General features: G+C 65.1%; 17 protein-coding genes and 1 tRNA gene. 4 read left to right on the top strand and 14 right to left on the bottom strand.

The window, feature by feature from the left end:
• Position 1: 1 nt before the first annotated feature.
• Both HLA95_RS06225 and HLA95_RS06220 read right to left on the bottom strand, forming a co-directional pair.
• The gene (locus HLA95_RS06225; RefSeq protein ID WP_222182781.1) at positions 2-4,432 is read right to left on the bottom strand and encodes a helicase-related protein; all 4,431 of its coding nucleotides are present in this window, start codon (positions 4,430-4,432) and stop codon (positions 2-4) included.
• Between the two features lie 71 nt (positions 4,433-4,503).
• A complete protein-coding gene (locus tag HLA95_RS06220) occupies positions 4,504-5,178 on the bottom strand; it encodes a hypothetical protein (RefSeq protein WP_191057691.1) in 675 nt (224 codons plus the stop codon).
• Between the two features lie 431 nt (positions 5,179-5,609).
• Between HLA95_RS06220 and HLA95_RS28900 the strand changes: the two genes are divergently transcribed.
• On the top strand, positions 5,610-6,365 hold the full coding sequence (locus HLA95_RS28900) for a helix-turn-helix domain-containing protein (protein ID WP_191057692.1): 756 nt from the start codon (positions 5,610-5,612) through the stop codon (positions 6,363-6,365).
• On the opposite strand, the gene HLA95_RS06210 is transcribed toward HLA95_RS28900, so the two are convergent.
• From HLA95_RS06210 to HLA95_RS06185, 6 genes are all read right to left on the bottom strand, one after another.
• Positions 6,355-6,864: a pyrophosphatase-like OB fold-containing protein gene (locus HLA95_RS06210; protein WP_191057693.1), complete on the bottom strand. Its 510-nt coding sequence runs from the start codon at positions 6,862-6,864 to the stop codon at positions 6,355-6,357. The genes HLA95_RS28900 and HLA95_RS06210 overlap by 11 nt on opposite strands.
• Positions 6,861-8,027, bottom strand: coding sequence for a hypothetical protein (locus HLA95_RS06205; RefSeq protein ID WP_191057694.1), 1,167 nt, complete (start codon positions 8,025-8,027; stop codon positions 6,861-6,863). Before HLA95_RS06205 ends, HLA95_RS06210 begins: the two co-directional genes overlap by 4 nt.
• Positions 8,028-8,458: 431 nt before the next feature.
• Positions 8,459-9,742 (bottom strand): hypothetical protein, encoded by a 1,284-nt coding sequence (locus HLA95_RS06200; protein WP_191057695.1) that lies wholly within the window; start codon positions 9,740-9,742, stop codon positions 8,459-8,461.
• A gap of 282 nt (positions 9,743-10,024) precedes the next feature.
• A tRNA-Met gene (locus HLA95_RS06195) sits at positions 10,025-10,100 on the bottom strand.
• 44 nt (positions 10,101-10,144) lie between these two features.
• Positions 10,145-10,489 carry a hypothetical protein gene (locus HLA95_RS06190; RefSeq protein WP_191057696.1) on the bottom strand — a complete coding sequence of 115 codons (345 nt, stop codon included), beginning with the start codon at positions 10,487-10,489 and terminating at the stop codon, positions 10,145-10,147.
• Positions 10,486-12,198, bottom strand: coding sequence for a phage portal protein (locus HLA95_RS06185; protein WP_191057697.1), 1,713 nt, complete (start codon positions 12,196-12,198; stop codon positions 10,486-10,488). The genes HLA95_RS06190 and HLA95_RS06185 overlap by 4 nt, the downstream gene beginning before the upstream one ends.
• A gap of 108 nt (positions 12,199-12,306) precedes the next feature.
• On the opposite strand from HLA95_RS06185, the gene HLA95_RS06180 reads away from it, so the two are divergent.
• Positions 12,307-12,810: an HD domain-containing protein gene (locus HLA95_RS06180; protein ID WP_191057698.1), complete on the top strand. Its 504-nt coding sequence runs from the start codon at positions 12,307-12,309 to the stop codon at positions 12,808-12,810.
• Positions 12,807-13,010 (top strand): hypothetical protein, encoded by a 204-nt coding sequence (locus HLA95_RS06175; protein ID WP_191057699.1) that lies wholly within the window; start codon positions 12,807-12,809, stop codon positions 13,008-13,010. The genes HLA95_RS06180 and HLA95_RS06175 overlap by 4 nt, the downstream gene beginning before the upstream one ends.
• Position 13,011: 1 nt before the next feature.
• Here the strand turns inward: HLA95_RS06175 and HLA95_RS06170 are convergent, their stop codons facing one another.
• Entirely contained in the window at positions 13,012-15,657 is a 2,646-nt protein-coding gene (locus tag HLA95_RS06170; protein ID WP_191057700.1) for a phage terminase large subunit family protein, read from the bottom strand.
• A gap of 217 nt (positions 15,658-15,874) precedes the next feature.
• Entirely contained in the window at positions 15,875-16,447 is a 573-nt protein-coding gene (locus HLA95_RS06165) for a TetR/AcrR family transcriptional regulator (RefSeq protein ID WP_191057701.1), read from the bottom strand.
• Positions 16,448-16,534: 87 nt separating this feature from the next.
• Here HLA95_RS06165 and HLA95_RS06160 point away from each other — a divergent pair, with 87 nt between their 5' ends.
• Positions 16,535-18,007 carry an MFS transporter gene (locus HLA95_RS06160; RefSeq protein WP_191057702.1) on the top strand — a complete coding sequence of 491 codons (1,473 nt, stop codon included), beginning with the start codon at positions 16,535-16,537 and terminating at the stop codon, positions 18,005-18,007.
• 128 nt (positions 18,008-18,135) lie between these two features.
• On the opposite strand, the gene HLA95_RS06155 is transcribed toward HLA95_RS06160, so the two are convergent.
• The 4 genes from HLA95_RS06155 to HLA95_RS06140 form a co-directional block, all read right to left on the bottom strand.
• Positions 18,136-18,522, bottom strand: coding sequence for a hypothetical protein (locus HLA95_RS06155; RefSeq protein ID WP_191057703.1), 387 nt, complete (start codon positions 18,520-18,522; stop codon positions 18,136-18,138).
• An 85-nt stretch (positions 18,523-18,607) separates the two neighbouring features.
• A complete protein-coding gene (locus tag HLA95_RS06150; protein ID WP_191057704.1) occupies positions 18,608-18,988 on the bottom strand; it encodes a hypothetical protein in 381 nt (126 codons plus the stop codon).
• A gap of 81 nt (positions 18,989-19,069) precedes the next feature.
• The gene (locus tag HLA95_RS06145; RefSeq protein WP_191057705.1) at positions 19,070-19,885 is read right to left on the bottom strand and encodes an NUDIX hydrolase; all 816 of its coding nucleotides are present in this window, start codon (positions 19,883-19,885) and stop codon (positions 19,070-19,072) included.
• Positions 19,882-20,376 (bottom strand): hypothetical protein, encoded by a 495-nt coding sequence (locus HLA95_RS06140; RefSeq protein WP_191057706.1) that lies wholly within the window; start codon positions 20,374-20,376, stop codon positions 19,882-19,884. Before HLA95_RS06140 ends, HLA95_RS06145 begins: the two co-directional genes overlap by 4 nt.
• Between the last annotated feature and the right edge of the window lie 7 nt (positions 20,377-20,383).

Genomic DNA, 20,383 nt, shown 5'->3' with positions numbered 1-20,383 from the left:
TTTACATTTGTCCCGCCTCAGCGAGCTGCTTCTGCTTGATGTACCAAGCAAGCCCCGTGTCATCGAGGCCTTCCATCGGCGAGGTCATCAGGTCCCGCAGGGCGTATTTCTTCGACAGCCGGTCGCGCGCGCGGTGTTCTTCCCGGTGGTTGGCCACGAGGTCGATCAGCTCGACGTCGTTCTTCTGGCCCAGCCGGTCGATCCGCGCGTTGCGCTGTCCGTGGGTCTTGGCGGTATCCGGAACGTCGTGCTGGATCAGGTAGCGGCCGGACTGGAGGTTCATGCCCACCGCGCCGGCGTCGGACGCCAGCAGGATGTCGGCCTGGGCCTCGCCCTTCTCCGGGTTGAACAGCTTGCGCTTGCGGTCCTTCTCGGCGGCGCTGTCGGCGCCGGTGATGGTCACCACCCGCTTGCCGGCGGCCTCGAGCCGGGCCTTGATCGCCTCGATGTCGGCGCGCGCGTGGGCGAACACCACGCCCTGCTTGTCCGGCCGGGCCTGCACCTGCTTGACCATCTCGTCGATCTTGGCGTTGTCCGGGTGCGAGTTGATGACCCGGCGGGTGGCCGCGTTCTTCAGGATGCCGATCGACTTCTGGAGCTTCTCGGCCAGCGCCTGGTGCTGGTCCTCCGGCACGCCCTCGAACGAGCCGGGCGAGATCGCCTTGACCGCGCCCACGTCGACCTTGCCGCGCATGCGCGCCAGGCGCGCGGCGGAGAAGTGCTTGTCGAGCTCGGCCAGCGCCTGCTTCTGCCCGCCGGTGAGCTCGACCTGCACGGTCTGCCGCTCCGCGTTCACGCCAGAGCTGATCCGGTTGGGGAACACGTAGCGGCTCATCTCGCGGCGCAGCGCCTCCTTGGACCCCAGGGTGTCGGCGCCGTACTTGCGCATGAAGGTCGCGCGATCGCCGTAGCGCTTGCGGTCCAGCTTCGAGAGCACCGAGTGGATTTCCGAGGCGTCGTTCTTGATGGGGTCGCCCGAGAAATAGCCGTAGTAGGGCGTGTTGTCCGACAGAGCATCGGTCACGTTGGCCAGCGACGAGTTCTCCTTGCCGGCCCGGTTCACGGTCTCGTGAGCCTCGTCGACCATGGTCATGTCGAAGTTGATGCCCTCCTTCTCCATGACGCCGCGCATCCACTCCTTACGGGCATCGGGGCTCATCGAGGCGACTCGATCGGCCATCGTGGCCTCGTCGATGCCGGCGTGCTTGGCGCCCAGGTGGATCGCATCGTCGCGGAAGGACTGGTGCGTCATGACGGCGAAGTGAGTCTCCGGGTCCTTGTAGGCGGCGATCCGCTCGTCGCGCGAGGCGCCGGGCTGGATGTGCCACTTGTACTTGCCCGGCTGGAGGTAGCGCAGCGCCTCGCCGGCGAACTGGCCCTGCACGATCGACGGCACCAGCATCAGGGCGCGCTTGACCTTGCCCTTGCTGTGCAGGTGCGAGAAGCCGCCCAGCATGATCGCGGTCTTGCCGGATCCTGCGCCCAACGCGCCGCCCAGCCGCTTGTTGGCCTCCAGCAGCTTGATGGCGCGCTGCTGCGGGGCGTACTTGCCCGACATCGACGGGTTCCAGAGCTTGACCGGCTCGCCCGGTTTGAAGTTCTGGCCCACCACGCTCATCATCTTCGCGATCTGGTTCTCGGCGGCGTGCCCGATCGTGTGGCGCTCGTCGGCCGCCAGGGGCCGCAGCGGGGCATCTTCTGCCGCCGGGCCATCATCCGACGAGAAGAAGCTCATCTGGGCCTGCTCAAAGGCGGCCTGCTGCTCGTGGGCGGCGTCCAGCTTGTCCAGCACCGAGCCGCTCGCATACTTGCCGCCGACGCGCTCGCGCAGGCTGTCGCGCAGCGCCGCCTCCTTGGCCGCGCGCGCGGCGCGCGCCGCCGGGTCCACGGTGTCCAGGTGCGCCAGGTTGTTGCGGATGCTGGCCCGGCCGACCTTCAGCGCGGCGTCGGGGCGCAGCCGGTTGTAGTGCTCGGCGAACCGGCTGGTCACCTCCGAGCGGATCACGTCCTGGATCGATTCGTAGGCGCGCGCGGTGCCGCGCATCGACTTCACGTACTTGCCCCAGGACAGGGACGAGTTGTTGTAGGCGGCCGCCGCGTCGTCGCGGTCGGTCTTCCACTGCGACCAGGCCGGGTTGGTGACGGTGTCCCCGAACATGTCGGTGGTGGTGCGCTCGGGCTCGGCCGCGTCCAGTTCCTCGACCCGCGCGCGCAGCGTGGCGGTCTCGGCTGATTCGCGCGCCACGTTCTTGGCGAAGTAGTCGCGCAGCGCCCGCTGGTCCTGGGGCGTGAGCTCGCCGACCTGCTTGTAGGCGGCCACGCCGTCCGGATGGTCGGAAAGTGCGCGGTGCAGCGCCTCGGTGGACACCTGGTCCATGGCGAAGTTCTGGCGGTTCAGCGTCGAGCGCTCGCCGCCGTAGGCCTTCTCGACGAAGGCATCCGCATAACTGTCGAAGGCCGGCGCCATGGCGTCGGCGGTCAGCGCCTTGCCCTTGCTGTCCTTGAGCGGCGCCACGGCATCGACGGCGGCCTGGTACGCCTTGGCGTCGCCCGCCTTCTTGATCATGTCCGCCGACAGGACGTCGGCCAGGATGTCGGCCGGCGCGTCGCCATCGGCCATGCGGCCACCGATATAGTCGCGCAGCGCCTCCTGCAGGTCGCCGCCCGACGGGTCGAACGGGCGCGCCAGCCGGGCAGCCACGCCGGGCTTCGCGTCGGTCGCCAGGTCGGGGCGCGAGGCGAAGCCCAGCGGCAGCCAGCCATCCTCGTCGGCGGCGCCGCTGATGATGGCCTGGCTGCGCTTGAGCTGCGCCAGGTCCTCGCGCTCGATCGGCTTGGCCAGGCGCTCCTGCCCGGCAGCATTGACGGTGAGGATCAGCTCGGGTCCGACGCGCTCGACAGCATAGTCGCCCTTCTTCAGCCCCAGCGCTGCCGCCTGGGTGATCACGGCGCCCTCCTGCATCCTGCCCATGGGGATCTCGAGCTTGTCCCGGTCCGGCGCCTGCATGGCCGCGATCAGCGCGGCGTTGGCCTCGGTCTCGCCCAGCACGGTGCCGAGGATGCGCCGGGCCTCGCCGATCGCGTCGCGCCGCTTGGCGTTCAGGTCCTGGGCGTGCTGCATGTCGGCGCCGGTCTCGACCGTCTCGGGCAGCTCGATGCCGGCGGCGATCTCGTGCCAGCCCTTGGCCTGCGTCAGCGCCTCGGCCGTGGCCTTGGCATAGGTGTCGGCGTGGAAGTCTTCCAGGGCGGATCGGGTCTGCTCGAAGGCCTCCGGCGATAGACCCGCGCGCAGCCGGCGCGCCATGACCTGCGCGGCGCCGGCCACGCCCAGCACGTCGACCACCGAGCGATCCATGACGCCCTCGCCGGCCACGGTCAGCGACAGCGAGTTGATCGCGTTGAAGGCGCCGACGCCGATATGCCGGCCCAGCGCGTTGCGGTCGTGCTGGTCGATCTCCGACAGGAATGAGCGCGCGGCGGCCGTGCGCAGGTCGTTCTCGATGTCGGCGCGCACGGCCTCGTCCACGGTGGCGTCGTCGGCCGCCTCGAGCGCGTAGGCCTTGGGCAGCGCGGTGCTTTCGTCGATCTCCTGCCCGGCGGCCGCCGCCTGCTTTTGCATGAGCTGGAGCTTCTTGCGGGCCTTGAGGATGTCCAGCGACGCCTTCATGTCGGCCTGCTTCTCGGCACCCTTCGGGTCGAACAGCGGCGTGTCGCGCAGCGCGTCGAGCTCCTGCGCGAGCACGGCCTTGGCCTCGCCGCGCGCCAGCGCCTGGGCGCGCTGCTCAGGCGTCATCGCGGCGAGCTTCGCCTCCTTGGCTTGGGCTAGCTCGGCGTCCAGCGCTTCCTTCGACAGTCCGGCCTCGGCGGCGCGCTTGCCGTAGTCGGCGGCAAACCCCAGGCCGCCGTCGGTCTGCTTCATCGGGTCGATGTCCGCCACCGACAGCACGCCGGGGTCTTGGGATTCGAGCGGGATCTCGCCGACCTCATCAGCCCGGCCGAGATGGTCCAGGCGCGCCTGGTCGCCGGCCTCGCGCGCTGCAGCGTGTGCCGCCGCCAGCATCTCGCGGTGGTGACGGCCCTCCAGGGTTTTTTGCGCCTGCGGCGTGAGGTCGGTGTACTTGGACGGATCGAACGCCAGCGTGGCCGGGTCCCAGCCCTTCGCCTTGGCGACGGTCTCGATGAACTCCTTCTCGGCCGTCAGGCGCTGCTCGCGCAGGCCTTTCTTGGCCTCCTGCTTGGCCTCGTGCAGGCCGCTAGCCTTGTCCTGGGCCACGCGGTCGGCCTTGGCCTTGCGGCGGGCCTCCTGGCGGCGCCTGGCGGCGTCCGAAGCGGTCTCGCCAGGCTTGGACGGGTGGATGCGCAGGCCGGTGAGCTTGCCGCCTGCCCCGCCGATGATGTGCGCCGACCCGTCCGGGTTCTCCCGGATCAGCACCGGGCTGCCCTTCTCGTGGCCGGGCGGCGTAACGGTTATCCATCTTTCTCCAGGGCCGAGCGCCTGGGCCTTTAGCAGGTCATGGATGTGGTGGCGGTGTCGCATTCAGGCATGGTGCGGTCACGACGATCTGGATGCTCCAGCAGCCTATTGGACTTTGCGATGTTGTCGGCGGCAGGGAGCGGCTGAAGGTTCCAGTGAACGTGCAGACCGCACACGTTCTCGCCCGTAAGCGGAACGATATGGTCGACGTGATGCTGGACGCCAGTGAGGGCCGTCAGCTCGTTCGCGCGCCGATACACTTCCCGGGTCTGTTCCCGATCTGCCCATGGTGGCGTGGCGAGTGCGATGCGCTCCTTGCGGCGGCGATTCAGTTCCTGGATAACGTGCCTGTTATTGGCCGACCACCGCGTGCGCGCCACCTTCATTCTGTCGGAATTGTCTGCCCAATAGGCTCGCTTCTGGGCGTTCACCCGGTCTTTGTTGGCTGCATAGTAGTCAAGATTCTTGGCTTGCAGCGCATCCCGGTCCTTCTCCCAGCGCTCCCGGTCGTAGGCGCGGCGCGCTGTCTTCTGCTCAGGTCTGGCTGCCCGTTCCTTATCGGCATCCCATTTGCAGAAGACGCATCGCTTGTTCACGGTGAATCGCTCGCACAGGTGCCCTCGCAAGCAAGCCTCACCAGTGCAGTAGAGGCGATAGCCGCGCGCCTTCGCGACGCTTCGAGGGACGATATGCAGCATTTTCATGCTGGGATTCTAACGTCGATCCAGCGGTCACGACGCGGCCAGCCCCACCCCCGGTTACTGCAACCGGACGGTTGCGGTCAGGTTGCGTTTTTAGTTACGCGGAAATCTCAATTAAATCATGATGTTATATATAAATATAACCATGTAACCAGTTTATTATTATTTATAGATATACATCATGCGCATCGTGCGCGCATGCGCACGCACACGCGCACACCCGCGCGCACAACGTCTATACATCTTTGTTTCCCGAAAAATTGGTTTCACGGTTACAGAATCGGATTTTCGTATACTTATCAAATAGTTAGGCCGTAACCAAGAGCGAAACCACGCAGGTGATCTGCGGGTTACGTAACCCGAAGGAGGTTTCGGTGCCTACTCGAGGGCCAAGGTCCGTGGTGTTCCACAATGGACTCGTGGCGATACATCGCGTGAAGACCCGTACTGGCACCTTCCAGTACCCGCACCACAACAAACTATTCCTCCCGCTGGTGGATTTCGATGGCAAGATTGGCATCGAAGGGCCGCCGCAACCCGTCACCTACCAGGCCGGCAAGGCCACCTTCATCCCCGCCGGGATGCGGTTCGATGTCGAGGCAGGCTCACAGGAGGACGTTCGCTTTGTCGAGTTAGGCATTCCGGACGAGATATACCGGAAGACATTTTGCAGGCCGCGCCCTCCCGATGTGCGGGAGATGCTCAACGTGGACGACCCGCTGGCCGCGCACCTGACGCGGGCGGTGATGCTCGCCAGCCACGCCGATGACGACAAGGTGCTGGTTGATCACCTGACAAACGCACTGGTGACCAGGACCGGTGGCTGGTACGTGGATCGGCCGCCACCAAGCGACGACCGACCGCTTCACGATCGGATCCACCGCGTGGTGGAGTACATCGAGGCGAATCTCGCCGAGCCCATGATGATCGCCGAGCTGGCAGGCGTGGCCCATTTGAGCCCCTACCATTTCGCCCGATCCTTCAAGCATGTCGTGGGCATTCCCCCGCGCCGGTTTATCATTGAGCGGCGCGTTCTCCGGGCCCAGGGCCTGATCCGGGACGGCAAGATGCGGTCCTTCGCCGACGTCGCCTTTGCGAGCGGCTTCGCCAGCCAAAGCCACATGAACGACGCCTTCCGGCACGTCCTGGGCTGCACACCGGGCCAGTACCGCCGCCAGGTCAGCAGATGACGGCCTTGATCATCGCCGGCCGCTCGCGCGTGGCGCGCACCTTGGCGACGAACTCATCGACCGGCATGGCCGTGATCGGCCCGAGGAAGCGTGGATCATTGTAGTGCTGCAGGAAGGCGTGGCGCGCCTCATCCTCGCTGCCGAAACCGATCATGCACTTGTCCTCGTCGTAGGCCACCCAATCTCCTACGCGGCGCTGATGGATCACGTAGACCATCGGCGCCGCCGCATCCGGCCCGACATAAACGTCCACGGGGTCGCCATCGACGCCCATGCTGCCCACGACGTAGCCGTAGGGGTGCGCCACGGTGATCGACCAGCGGTTCCCGTTGCGGTCCTGCCCGGATCGGGTGGAGCCGGCCGGGTTCTCGATGGCGATCTCCAACCCGTTCCAGCGGATGCGCGGCTTTAGGTAGTTGCCGGCGTCGGCCTGGGCCTGCGTGGGCGGCGTCCAGCCGGCCGCCATGGCGCCGTGGTGCGCCTTCAGGAACAGGATCACGCCGTCTCCTTGTTGGGATCGAGCAGCTCGCGCAGCCAGGCGGCGAACTCGGGGTCATCGCCGGGGTGGGCGTCGGGCTCGGCCAGCACCCAGCGGCCCCGGCAGTTCGGGTGCATCAGGCCGGCCGGGATCCACCACATCTCATCGGGCGTGCGGTCCACGAGCTCGTCGCCCACGCGCTTCTTCGGCGAGGCCGAGCGGCCGAAGTTGTCCTTGCCGACCCAGATGTCGGTGTCGGGATTCTTGTTCGGGTCGGCCGGGTCCACCACGGTCATGACCTTGCCGTCGATGCGCCGGCAGTTCGGGCAGACGTTCACGTAGCGCTCGACGCGGCGCACCTTGGTGCCGGGCTTCAGGCTGGCAATGAAGCCCACCAGCGCGTTGTTGCCGGCCTCGGTGACGGCGATGCGCTGCCAGTCGCGGTTCATCGTGGCGAAGGTGTCGAGCAGCTTGGTCTGGAGCGCCGAGTCCGGCACGCCGCGCACGGACAGCATCTTCTGCTCGGCGTCCTTCATGATGACCGACCGCAGCCTGGCGCGCGCCTCGTCGGAGAAGCGCGTCACGTACTCGGCGGCCTTGGCCTGGCCGATCTCGAGCACGGCCTGCTGCATGGGCGACAGCAGGAACTGCTCGGCGGCCTGGGCTGCCGTGTTGGGCAGCGCCGCCAGGATGACGTCGGCCTGCTTGAGCGATGGCTCGCGGTCGAAGTTGGCCTGCACCTTGCCCATCAGCGACGAGCGCGTGGCCATCCATTCGGCCTCGGTGCGCAGGTCGTCGACCGGCAGGTAGCGCTGGAATAGGAAGTCCACGAGCATCATGTGGTCGGCCAGGGTCCAGGCCTCGGGCGGCAGCGCGCGCAGGTAGATGCGCACGAGGTCGAGCTCAGCTTCGCTCCAGCGAACCATGGCGCCCGGCGGCTTGAGCGGCACCTCAGCGCCCTTGGCGAGGTACTTGCCGGCCTGCCACTTCGACAGCTCGGACTGGACGGCGTCGATGCGCTGCAAGCCACGCTCCATGAAAAGCTGGATCAGGCGGCGGATGAACGGCGACTCGTGCGGCTCGTCGCCATCGCCATCATGGTCGTGCACAGCCTTGAGGATGTAGCCGATCGCGCGATCGGTCTGCTCCGGCGACAGGTGAATGAGGTCGAGGAAGATGCCCATGGACAGAGCATGCAATCACGACGGCGGCCCGACGATGAAACGCCGGGCCGCTGCCGGCAGGCCCCTGCGGGGAGGATGCGCCCGGAGGCTGCCGCATGGCCTGCTGCCGGTGTTACGCGCCACCGCCGGCTGGGCGCCCGCACATGGCTGTTGTTGGCAAAGCCATGGTGGCGTCACGACAAAAAAACGCCGCTCAGCTTGGGGGGATGGCTGAGCGGCGCGAGAATGGAAGTCGAGATGAGGAAAGCTGAAACAACGCGATCGCCATCGAAGTGACGATCGCAAGGCACAACTATGGAAAACGAACACACACAGGTCAGGGTCTGAGAGGTGTCCGGGCGAGAGCACCAAGAAGAAGCCGCCCGGACACACATGCGTCCTAACCTGGGCAAATCATTACGTAAAGGTAATTTTTCGCCCTGGCTCCCTTTTTAAGGGAGGATGCGCGCCCGTACCTCGTTGGCGTTGGAGGTCGAGGCGTTCCAGATCGAGCAGACCTGCCAGGTCGAGCCGCCGTCCTTCGACCACTCGGCCTGGGCGACAGCCGCCAGAGCTGGCGTGGGCGCCCAGCTTTCCGGAGCCGGATCGGTCCGGCCGTCGAAGTAGCCCTTCTCGGCCGCATCCTCGTGGACCGCATTGAACCACGTGATGTTGCCGCCCGACGCCTGGGAGAACTCCAGGAAGTAGTGGGAGGCCGACGCCAACAGGTTGACCGTCGAGCTGAAGCTCTTGTCCACGAACTGGAGCGGGTCGGGCATGGCCGTGGAGTCGCTCCACGGGTTCTTGTAGGTGCTGCCAACGCACATACCGTCGGCCGGCGTGTAGGTGGCGGTGGCGAGCACCGTGCCGGACGAGTTCTTCAGCCTGACCAGCAGGTTGCCGGTACCGTTCGACGGACCGAACCAGGCGGGCATGATGCGAACTTTGCTGATTGACATGTCCTTGGGCACCGCGAACTTCTGGCGCAGCATCAGGCCGTTGGCGGCGTTGATCTGGTAGATCCCGCCGATGGCGCTGCCCGTCGCCTGCTCCAGGTTCGTGTGGGTCAACATGTTGATCGGCCCCCAATGCACCACCGGGTTGGAGACCTCGACCTCCAGTTGGAAGCTGGGCTGGTGGCGTGGGCTTTCGGCCGGCGTGTCGCCAGGCATGAAGGTCCAGGAGATTTCGTCGTCGAAGTATGGGCTCCAGGGCTGACGGGGCGTGACCATGCGCGGGCCGTGGCGGCAGTGCGCGTAGTTCACGGACGAGAAATTAAGGTGGTTGTTGGCGGCGTCGTTCTCGAACAGCACGTGGTACCGCTGTCCGGCGACCTGGGTGAAGCGGCCGGTGCCGAGGCCGGTAGTGCCGGATCCCGGGGTAAACAGGTCGAAGGTCAGAACCGTGTTGTCCGAGGGCAGGCCGGTCTTGTTCGCCGAGCGCGCCACTTCGTTGCTCAGATCCGGCGAGCCGCTGCCGTTGTCGGCGTAAACACGGGCGCGCAGGTTGCCGCGCGTTCCATAGCCATAGGTTGCACCGGACGAGGACGTCGTGGGGGTGACGCCCGCCACGATCTCGCCCTTCACGTGGACGGACACCGACTTCAGGGCGCCGTCATGGCGGGCGCGGTAGCGGAAACCGACCCGCTTTCCGTTCCACACCGTGATGTTCCCCTGGATGCCGACGACTTCACTGCCAATACCAGAGCCGTTGAACGGCTCGCTGACGAGAGACATAATAGTCCTTGGAGATGAATGGCAAAATTGCCGCACATATTGTTGCGTCGAATTCGCGATAAGCGTCGATCATCGCTCAATAAATTACAAATCGTCGCAAAATTCCTGGAACCAAAATAAAACCCCGCCGAAGCGGGGTTCTGGGCGACAACTTATGCGGATTGCGCTGCGCCTGCGCTCGCCGGTTTCCGGGTCTATGCGCTCACGGGGGAGGCGTTGGTTGTCACCTTGCTGCCCCAACCCGGCCCGGGCCAACTGCAGCAAAGCGACGAACAGGGGAATTGGTTGCGGTGGAAGGACTTGAACCCTCGACTTCCGGGGTATGAACCCGGCGCGCTGCCAACTGCGCTACACCGCGAAACGGATAGTAGCACAGTATTATTCAAAATAGAGCAACCACTACTATTTTCTGTCGGCCATGAACGACTTCACAATTACCCGCTCCGGCGTCTGATCAGGCACGGTGCCGATGAAGCGACGGCGGCCGGCCTTGTCGGCCACCACCATGCCGTCCTCGCCATCCTCGACCACGGCGTAGTGCTGCTCGGAGCGCTTCTTGTGGCCGAGGATTCGGTCCCACTTCACCTTGTGGCGCTGCTTGCCGCACTGGATCGTGCAGCCGTGCTCGCCGTGGGCCAGGACGGTGCCCGAGCGCGCGCCGCGCGGGTGGTCGTAGTAGACCTCGTCGCCACGGTGCACGCCGGCGCGCTTGGGGTGCTGCCCGGTGGGCATCGGCTTCTCGTTCATACCTCGATCCGGAACACCGGCAGGCCGAACGACTTGGCGAGGTCCGGCCCGTCATCGGCGGGCTCGGCGGCGTCATCCTGTTGCTGGTCCGCCTGGTCGTCGCCCTTCGGGTCGCCGTCGGCATCGCTGCCGCCGAACTCGCCGCCCGGCGGGGTATCCTCGTCGGGGTCGCCGAAGTCCTCGCTGTTGGCCTGGTTCTCCGCCTGCCACACCGGCACCAGCACCGGGTTCAGCGGTGCATCCCCCCACGTCTCCTTGACCGGGTCCTGGCCCTGGGCCTTGCGCGCCTCGTTGACTGTGGCGGTGGACACGAACTTGTCCCAGGCGGTCTTGGGGTCCTCGTCATCCAGGCCGGTCCAGCGGAACACGTACTGGTCGCCGAAGTCCGACACGACGTAGTCCGAGAACAGGTCCTCGAAGTGCGCCAGCAGCGGGCGCAGGCCCTTGTCCTTCGAGCTGATGAGCTTTTCCTCGGTGTCGCTGCCCGACAAAGTCGAAGCGCCCGTGCTGAAGCTCTCGATGTTGATCTCGTCGGGTGACATCCCGTAGACTGCGCAGATAATCGCAGTCAAAAAGGTCATCCACTTGCCAAATAACACGTCGCTGACGTCGTTGTTGAAGCTCTCGAAGCTGGCCTTGGACTCACTGTTCTTCGAGACCATGACGGGCAGCGCCCAGGCATTGTTGATGCCGCGCACCATGCCGTTCCAGATGCGCTTGAAGGCCGCCAGGTCTTCCTGCGAGTAGTCGCCGTGCAGGTGCAGCAGGCCCTTCGGGATCGAGTTCGAATCGAAGTAACGGGTGTTGTAGGTGAAGGCGTTCAAAAAGCCGGTCACCGTGCGGATCAGCAGCTCGGTCTCCGACTGTCCGTAGCCGCCCGCCAGCACGCTGGTGGACGGGTTGCGCGGCACATAGATCAGGTCGTCGTAGGTGTAGGCGGCCCGGATCTGCCCATCGATGACCTGAAGCGCGAACAGCTCATCATCGCCCTGGTAGCCCTGCTCGCTGCACAGCCGGATCGTTGCGCCGTCGACGGCGTACATGCCATCCATGCCGAGCTCGCGGTTGCGCTTGTACTCGGTCTCGATGGCGGCCGAATCCATGATCAGGCTGTCCTCGACCAGCTTGGCCATGAAGTTCGAGAAGTTGTCGCGGCGCAGGCGCATGCGGCGGCGCGGGTTGCTCTCCCAGCCGCAGTTGGTGAAGAAGCCGCTCAGCGCCAGCATCTCATCCTGCTGGGTCTTGCCGACCTTGCCGTTGGGGTCCTTCAGCTTGATCTGGAAGCCCGGGCCCTTGCCGTTCTCGGATACCCGGCAGAAGCGCTTGACCTGGCGCTGGCGGGTCTTGATCACCGAGGCCAGCACCGGCGTCTGGACGACCATGTTGCGCATGGCGTCGAACGAGAAGTTCGACTGCCGGTCGAACCACTCGCCCTGGATGTTGATGCGCCGGTCGTCGAGGAAGACCGACTGCATGCCGGCCTTCTTCTGCTCGGCGGCGCGCGACGGGAACGGGATCACCTTGGCCCGGGTGAGGGCCTTCTCCATCCCCTGCTGCTCCGCATACTGCTCGGCCACGTACTGCACGAGCGGCAGCATGTCGGGCACGGAAGACGGCAGGAACTCGCGCTGCCGTTCGGCAGTCGCGTCGAACCGCTCATCGGCGGGCGCGTCAGGGTTTGCGGCTACAGCGCGGGCAGTATCGGTCATGGCAACAGCATAAGGTCACGACGCCCGAAGACTAATTTGTAAGCATCCGGCATGTTGCTCAATTTTGAGGCACAATCATTGCCATCCAGCCCTGCCCAAGGAGAAATGATGAACCTTGCCTTTCGAGCCATGCAGTTCGCGCGCGAGGTCCACCAGGACCAGCGCCGCAAGTACACCAACAACCCCTACACCGATCACTTGGCCGAGGTGGCCGGCATCGTCGCCACGGTGGCGCCCGGTGATCTGCACGACGCCATGATCGCCACGGCCTGGCTGCACGACTGCATCGAGGACCAGGGCGTGCCCGACCAGACCCTGGCCGACAAGTTCGGTTTGCGCGTGCTGTCCGGCGTGCTGCTGCTGTCCGACCTGGAGCAGGGCAATCGAGCCGAGCGCAAGGCGGCCTCGCGCCGGCGGCTGTCTGGTGCGCCGGCATGGGTCCAGACCATCAAGGTCGCCGACCTCATCAGCAACACCAGCAGCATCGTCATGCACGACCCGAAGTTCGCGGTGACCTACCTGGAGGAAAAGCGCCTCCTGCTGGACGTGCTGACCCAGGCCGACCCGCGCCTCATCGAGATCGCCAGGGCCCAGGCCGGGGTGGTGGCATGAAGATGAAACGCTGCCCCAAGTGCGACGAGGAAATGACTGCCGACCTGTTCAACTTCGCCCCGCGTGACAAGCAGGGCAAGCTGGATGGCTGGTGCCGGACCTGCAGGTCGGCCGACCAGATGGCGCGCTACCACCGCAAGCGCGCCGACGCGACCTACTACCGCAAGTCGCGCGCCAAGGCCCAGCAGGCGGCCGCCTGACCTACCAGTCCTTCGCCACGAACTGGAAGCAGCCGGGATCGCCCGGGCGCACCAGCACGACGCGCTCGTTGCAGTAGCCGCGCTGGGCATCAAACGCCGTGCAGCGGCCGCACACCTCGCCCGACAGGTCATCCTGCTGCAGGACCTGCCGCGCTGCGCTTGGCATGGTCTCCAGCACGGCCGATCCGGCGCCGCGCGTGATCTGCACAGGCTTCTCATCGATTTGCGGCATCAGGAAGAAGCCGGTGCCGTGCGCGCGCGCCCACGCCACGTCGCACAGCATGTTGGCGTAGCTGGTGTGCGGGTCGATGCCGACCTTCACCACGCGGCGCTTGTACTTCTTTTCTTCCTCGTCCTTCTCGGCGATCAGCGCCGTGCGGGTGAAGTGGAAGAAGGCCACATCCTTGCAGACCGGCACCGGCTTGGTCTCGCCCTTCTCGGTGTAGTCCTGCACCAGGCCCGCCGGATCCGGGAACAGGCAGAGCTTCTTGGCGAAGCGCGCCATCGACACCTGCATGCACTTGTACTGGTCCAGGCGCACGGTGTAGCGGTCGAGTGCCTCATCAGCGGTCCGCCGATCCGAAGCGTTGCTGGTCGGGGTGTCGCCCCAGACCAGCATCTCGCCATCCATGTTGCCGTAGCCCGCCAGGAACACCTTGCCGTGGTGCCGGCGCGCGAAGCTCTTGGCGCTGTCATAGTTGGGCAGCGTCTCCAGGACGCACGACTGCACGCCGTACTGCACCATGAGCTCGTCGCACCGCCGCCACGGCGACGCATCCGGGTCATCCTTCGTCGGGCTGATGAAGATGTACTCGATGTGCACGACGGCCTGCTTGCCGTCCGGCAGCCGCTCCTTGATGATCGCGACAATGAAGTTGCCCATCTGGTCGATGCCCATGAAGGTGCCGCGCGCGCGCGTCTTCCAGACCAGACCGCGCGCCATGCCTTCCTCGGCGCAGGTGTTGAGCATCTCCAAGTTGACCGGGACCTGGCTGGGGTCGGTGTACGGCTTGCCGAGCTTCCGGTTGAAGTAGTTCTTCATGTCGTCGGCGTTGTGGTACGCCTCGATCATGTTGCGCGGCGAGATAGTCGGCGACAGGAACTGCGGGAAGTGGATCGAGCGGATCTCGGCGTCGGGGTTCTTGGCGCGCCATTCGCCCTGCTGGGGGTCGTCGATCCAGCCCTGGCACTCGTGGCAGCGGTAGCGGTACTCGCCGGGCAGGTTCGGCTCGCCACGGCGGGTGACGCGCTTGGGCGCCTCGGGGTCGTAGCCGATGCACTGCGGGAAGTGCTCGTCGAGCACCTGGTGGGTGCCGCAGTGCGGGCACAGCGTGTGGAACTGGTACTGCTTGCCCTTCTTGTACCAGAAATGGATGTCGCTATCCGGCCAGTTGGCCGTAGAGCCCATCAGGGTGTATTTCAGGAACGACGCCGACAGACGCTCCTGCGTCTTCTCCATGTCGGCGATCGCCATCTCCTGCACCTCGTCGAAGGACACGACGTCCATCGGGAAGGATTCGGTGGCGGTCTTGCCCGAGGTCCACAGGAAGTGGAACCGCGACGGGCCCAGGTTGCGGATCAGCACGTTGCCCTCGCCGCCGCGCCCGCCCGAGGCGTTCTTCTCGGTCATCATCCGGTAGACGCTGGGCACGGTCTTCACGATCGGCATGAACCGCTCGCTCGACTTGCCGGACGCCAGCATCTGCGAGGGCATGAACATACCGATCTTGGCCGGCGCGAAGCGCAGCGCCAGGTAGATCATGGCCAGCATCTCCATGACCGTGAAGCCGACCTGGGTGCACTTCATGATGACGTCGGTGCGCTCGTAGGCTTCCTCGATCGTGGACGGGATCAGCTCGTAGACGAACCGCATGGCCGGGCGGTCCGACAGCGAGAACGGGTGGCCGTCCACCTTCAGGCCGTCCTGCTCGAGCCGCTCGCACCAGTCGATGAAGCGCTCTTCGGGCCCGATGATGCGCTGCGCGTCGGTGAGCTCGATGGCCACTTCGAGGAACTCGGCCTCGAACCGCTGGAGCCGCTCGGGCTCGGTCACCTTCTCAGCCTCGGCGGACATCTCGGCCGGCAGGTGCGGGTTGGCGAAGCTGCTGAACTGCCAGCACGACCAGTCCGGATCCTCGCGGCCCATCTGGTAGAGCTTGTGGAAGGCGTTCTTCTTGCCGAAGGGCACCGACAGCAGCCAAGCTTGGCCACCATGCTGGCGCAGCGCCGGCAGGACCAGGTCCTCCCACAGGTCGAGCAGGCCGTCGACCCGAGCCACGTCGTCGAGCACGACCGTGCCGTACTGCTCGAAGGTCTCGAGCTTGTTCTCGTCGAGGGCGTAGAAGTCGATCAGGCCGCCCGTGGTGAGCTCCACGCGCCGCGCGTTCGGCCGGCGCTTGATCAGCGGCTCAACGGTGCGCAGGACCTGGCGCTTGACCTCCACCAGATCGGCCGCCGTCTCGGCGAACCAGGCCGTGAGGAAGCCGCGCAGCGCGCCCTTGGACCCGGCCAGCAGCGCCTCGATGCCGAGCGTGGTCTTGCCGCCCTGCTCACCCATGGCGACGACGTTGAAGCGCCCGGCCCGCGCCAGCGCTTTCTGCTGGGCTTTGTGCGGCTCCGGCAGCCTGATCTTGATCTCACTTCCCATGGCGACAGGATGCGGTCACGACAAAAAAAAGAACGGGATGCCTCTCCTTCCGACCCCATCATGAAGCAGCGTTTGTGCCGACTCCGAAGAGGAGCAAAACACCTGCCGGGACTAACCGCGTTGCGCATAACATCTCCTGTGGTATGACCCAATCTGGGAGTCAGCCTGCAAAGGCCGCTTTGAGCCCGTTGCGACAGTCACGACACCGGCGCGAGGATCAAGGCTCAGGAAACCCTGCCTCCGGTGGAGTTGATGTTGTGGCAGAAAGCATATCCTCAAACAGCGTCTTCCACTGCGTATCGCTCAGGTCCATCAGTCCGAAGGCCTTCAGCAAAAAGGCCCCTTCGCCGGCCAGAAAGGCTAACGCCACCTGACGGTCGTCTGGCTTCGCCAGATCAAGACCGGCAAGACGTGAGTTATACCAGTCGCGTGTATCCGACAGCTGATCGGGATGCTGCAGGAGCATCGTCATCATTACGGCCGATCGCGAATGATCCGCCTCGTCCGCATCGCGTGTCGCCGCCAAGTGCCCCCGGATCAGCGCACGGGGCGAAGGGTCCGGCCCCGTTCGTTCGGCTACATCGGCGTCGAACGCCTCGCCCCACCGCGTGATCATGGCCCGGATGAGGTTGTCGCGCGTCCCAAAGGCATATTGCACCCCACCCTTGGTCACACCGGCCGCTTTCGCCACAGCCTCAAAGCTCAGCGCTGCCGCACCGCTCTTCAGCACCAGTGCTTCAGCCGCATCGAGCAGCACGTCACGGTCGATGTTGCGGGGTCGTCCAGCCATTCCCACCCTTCCAATACGGTACGAACGTATTTATATGCAGCGCATCATTAATGCGAGTGCGCGCTCACCCACTCCAAAGAGCATGGTATGCCTTCCCACAACCGCTGGCTCGTTCTGATCATCGTGTCGAGCGCCCTCTTCCTGATCGTCATCGACATGACGGTGCTCTACACAGCGCTGCCGCGGCTAACCCACGATCTCGCCGCCACAGCGACCGAGAAGCTTTGGATCGTGAATGCCTATCCGTTGGTGGTGGCCGGGTTGCTGCCAGGCTTGGGCGGCTTGGGCGATCGTTTCGGCCACAAGCACATGTTCCTAGCTGGTCTAGTGGTCTTCGGAGCAGGTTCGCTGGGGGCGGCGTTCTCTCCAGTTCCTGCGGCGCTTGTCGCTGCCCGGGTCGTGCTGGCGGTCGGAGCAGCCATGATGATGCCCGCAACCCTGTCGCTGATCCGCCTAACGTTCACCGACGAGAAGGAGCGGGCGCTTGCCATCGGGATCTGGGCTGCTGTTGCTTCGGGTGGCGCTGCCCTGGGACCGGTCATAGGCGGGCTGTTGCTCGGATGGTTCTGGTGGGGGTCGGTCTTCCTTATCAATATTCCTATCGTCCTTCTCGCCCTGCTCGCTGGAGCACTCGTGCTGGGCAACAAGCGGCCCGCTCAGGCCCATCCCTTTGATCTGATCGGCTCGGTGCAGGTCATGGTCGGGCTGGTGGGGATCGTCTATGCGATCAAGGAGGCGAGCAAGCGCGAGCCGTCCTGGCTGAATGCGGGTGTCATCCTCGTCATCGGCATCGGTGCCATGACGGCCTTCGTGCGCCGTCAGCGAGCAAGCGCAAGCCCCCTGATCGACTTCTCGCTGTTTCGCAACGCCCGCTTTACGTCTGGTGTGGTGGCGGCACTTGTGGCGTCTACAGCCCTGATCGGCGTGGAACTGGTCTTTAGCCAGCGGCTGCAGTTGGTGCTGGGTCTGTCACCGCTACAGGCCGGGCTGATGATCCTGCCAATCCCGGCCGCGTCCTTTGTCGCCGGACCGCTGACGGGCTTGGCGCTGCCGCGACTTGGGGCAATGCGAGTGCTGGCGTCGGCCATGACGCTGACAAGTGTAGCACTGGTAGCATATTTGCTCAGTTATCACGGGTCGGCCTGGTTTTGGCTGTCCATGCTGGCCGTGATGGGATTTGGCGTGGGTGCCACGATGACAGCCGCATCCAGCGTGATCATGCTATCTGCTCCCGAAGATCGTGCCGGGATGGCAGCATCCATCGAAGAAGTGTCCTTTGAGCTCGGTGGAGCGTTCGGCATCGCGATCCTGGGCAGTGTGATGTCAGCGCTCTACACCAGCGCCATAAGCGTTCCCGCAGGTCTGGCGGCCACGGTGGCCGACAGCCTCGATGAGGCGCTCCTGGCGGCAGACGCACTCGACGAGGCAAGGGCGGCGCAGTTAATCGAGTTGGCGCGCGCGGCCTTTGATCAAGCATTTGCTGGTGTGATCGCTCTGGCTGCGGTTCTGGTCATGAGCACGGCCGTTGGCATCTGGCGGAAAACCACAAAGGCTCAGTGAGCGGCAGCTTTGTCCCGCAAAGCGGTTGTTACCGCGCACAACTAAGTTGACAGGCGGCACCCCAATAGAAAAGTCTCGCCGGAACAGGCAGGGCCACAACTGGATTGGCCCCGGCAAGTGAGAGAACTTTATTTAAGGGCAACGTGGATGGTCTGCATCCGATCGAGCATCTGCTTGCTGACATGGCTCGGCACGTCCTCGTCCTGGTGCATCCCGACCAGGTCCATGTGGACATGTTTGAGCGCCTTGCGCTTGTGCTCCGGCGTCTTAGCGTCCAGCAGACGGTCCCGCTGCTCTGCCGCTGCCTGCTTCACGTGATCGGGAAGCTCAGGATGCTCAGCCCACCCTGCAAAGTCGGCAGCGGCCTGCTTGTGGTGTCGGTCAATCGGGTCGCCGTCAGGCTTGGCCGGCTGCTCGGCGGGGGGAGCCGGCGGGCGGTTGTCGCCGGCGGGCATGGACTTGGTCAGCTCGCCGATCGCGGCGCACGCGCCGAACAGCAGGATGCACTTTTGCATGGTAGTGGGGCCAATCTATTGGATCGGCCCCATTGTGTGGTCACGATGTCGGTCCGAAGAACCGCGTGTGCCCGCTATCTCGAACTCATTCAGTCCCCTTGGGGAACGCCAATTGAGCGGGGCGGCGGCGGCCACGGGTGCCCGAGTAAGGCGGCGTGGGCTGCAAGGCAGCCATTGTGCTCCACACACGGGAGTAGGCCCCGTGCAGGCGGTCGTCGCACACCGAGTTCTTGAAGTTGTTGTAGTTGATACCCGCGATCTCGGCGGCGATCACAGCCGCCACTTCCTCGCGCGGGACTAGCGCACGGAACAAGTAATCGCGCTCCGGACGACGCTCGACCTTGGCTCCGGGAAAATAACGCTCAATATCACCTTGCCGGCGAGCGCGAACCAGCAAGAATTCACCTTCAAGATTATCGGCAGGAGCGACGACCGAGAGGAAACCGTTGTTTAGGCAGAACCACATTTTGAGGACCCTGGATGGAAAGTCTTAGTATACTCAAATTTGAGCAAGGGTCGTCTAAATCGGCTCGGTTTCTTCTGTCACCTAAAATAACATGCCGGACTTGTGGTTTTTTGGATACGTCTGGCTGGGCGGCTTGGGCGGAGGCGGCGGCTTCGGGCCGGCGCCGATGGCCTCAGCGGGCCCGTGGTCGGTCGCCATGTTCAGCAGGCCGTACAGCTTGTCCTTGGGTGCCAAGTGCACAGCCTGGGATTCCCAGCCCATGCGCGCCGGCGTGCCGCCGATCCGCTTGGCCAGATACAGGCGCGCCACGGAGGTAGTGCGCTCGAAGTCCCCGACAAGGCCCGTGATCTCTACCTTCAATCCGGTTTCCTCGAAGGCTTCCTTGATCGCATTGGCCTGCAGCGACAATTCCGGCTCCGCGTTTCCCTTCGGGAACGAAGCCTTGTAGCCGCCGAACCCGTTGGTCGGCGCTACAAGCCACACGCGGCCGTCGGGTTCCTCGATCACCACGCCAGAAGCGACTGCCTTGCCTTTCGGCGCGTGGATGGGCGGCTCATCGAGGTCGTCGTTGACGCCGTCGACGTAGTCCCAGCCCTCGGCCGTGGTCGGGTGGTCGGCCCACGGCTCGAACAGCACACCGTGGAGCTGCGCCGGAACCTCACCACCAGGGACGACCGTGGCCACCGCCTTGGGATCGCCGAAAGCGGCGAGCGGCGTGGGCGTGGACGGCTGGTGGATCTTCACCGGCTCGCCGTGGTGGTCGAGCTCGGTGTGGTGCACCACCTTGGCAGGCTGGCTGTGCCCCGGGCGATCGCGGCGATGGTAGCCCTTCACCTGATGGCCGCCGCGCAGATGCGGCGGGACGTAGGCCTTCACGAACAGGATCGGACCCGTCATGGCGTGCCCAGCAGCAGCGTGGACACGCTGGAGATGGCGTCCTGCACGTGCGCCTTGGCAGCAGGGTCGGACAGCTTCTGGTTCTCGTACTGGATGGCAACGTCGATCAAGGACGCCGCCAGCGCCAGGAACAGCGCGGCGCCCGGGTCGGTGTCGCCGGTATCCGGCACGGCATGCTTGATCCGCTGGCCCAGATGCTCGGGCGAGTTCCACGGCAGCGCCGCGAAGCGCGCGTCGCGACCCATGAACTTGTCGCCGTAGGCCTGCGCCAGCTTCTTGATGCTGTCCTGGGCCTGCTCGCCGGTGAGCTTGCCGCCGTTGTAGTCGGCGCGCACGCCGACGACCGCCTGGCCGAAGTCCTGCACCAGGCCACGGACCACATCAGGATCGCCAAGCGAGGGCCGGACATCGCCGGTCGGGAAGCCGAGATCTTCGCCCCTCCCGCGATCGGCTGCACGCTCCGGCGAGCCTTCGATTTCACGTTTTTCCATGGTCATA

This window comes from Geminicoccus harenae (genome assembly GCF_019800005.1).
In the GTDB taxonomy this organism is placed as follows: Bacteria; Pseudomonadota; Alphaproteobacteria; order Geminicoccales; family Geminicoccaceae; genus Geminicoccus; species Geminicoccus harenae.
Note: the sequence above shows the minus strand (reverse complement) of the source record. Positions and strands in the feature narration are given on the sequence as shown.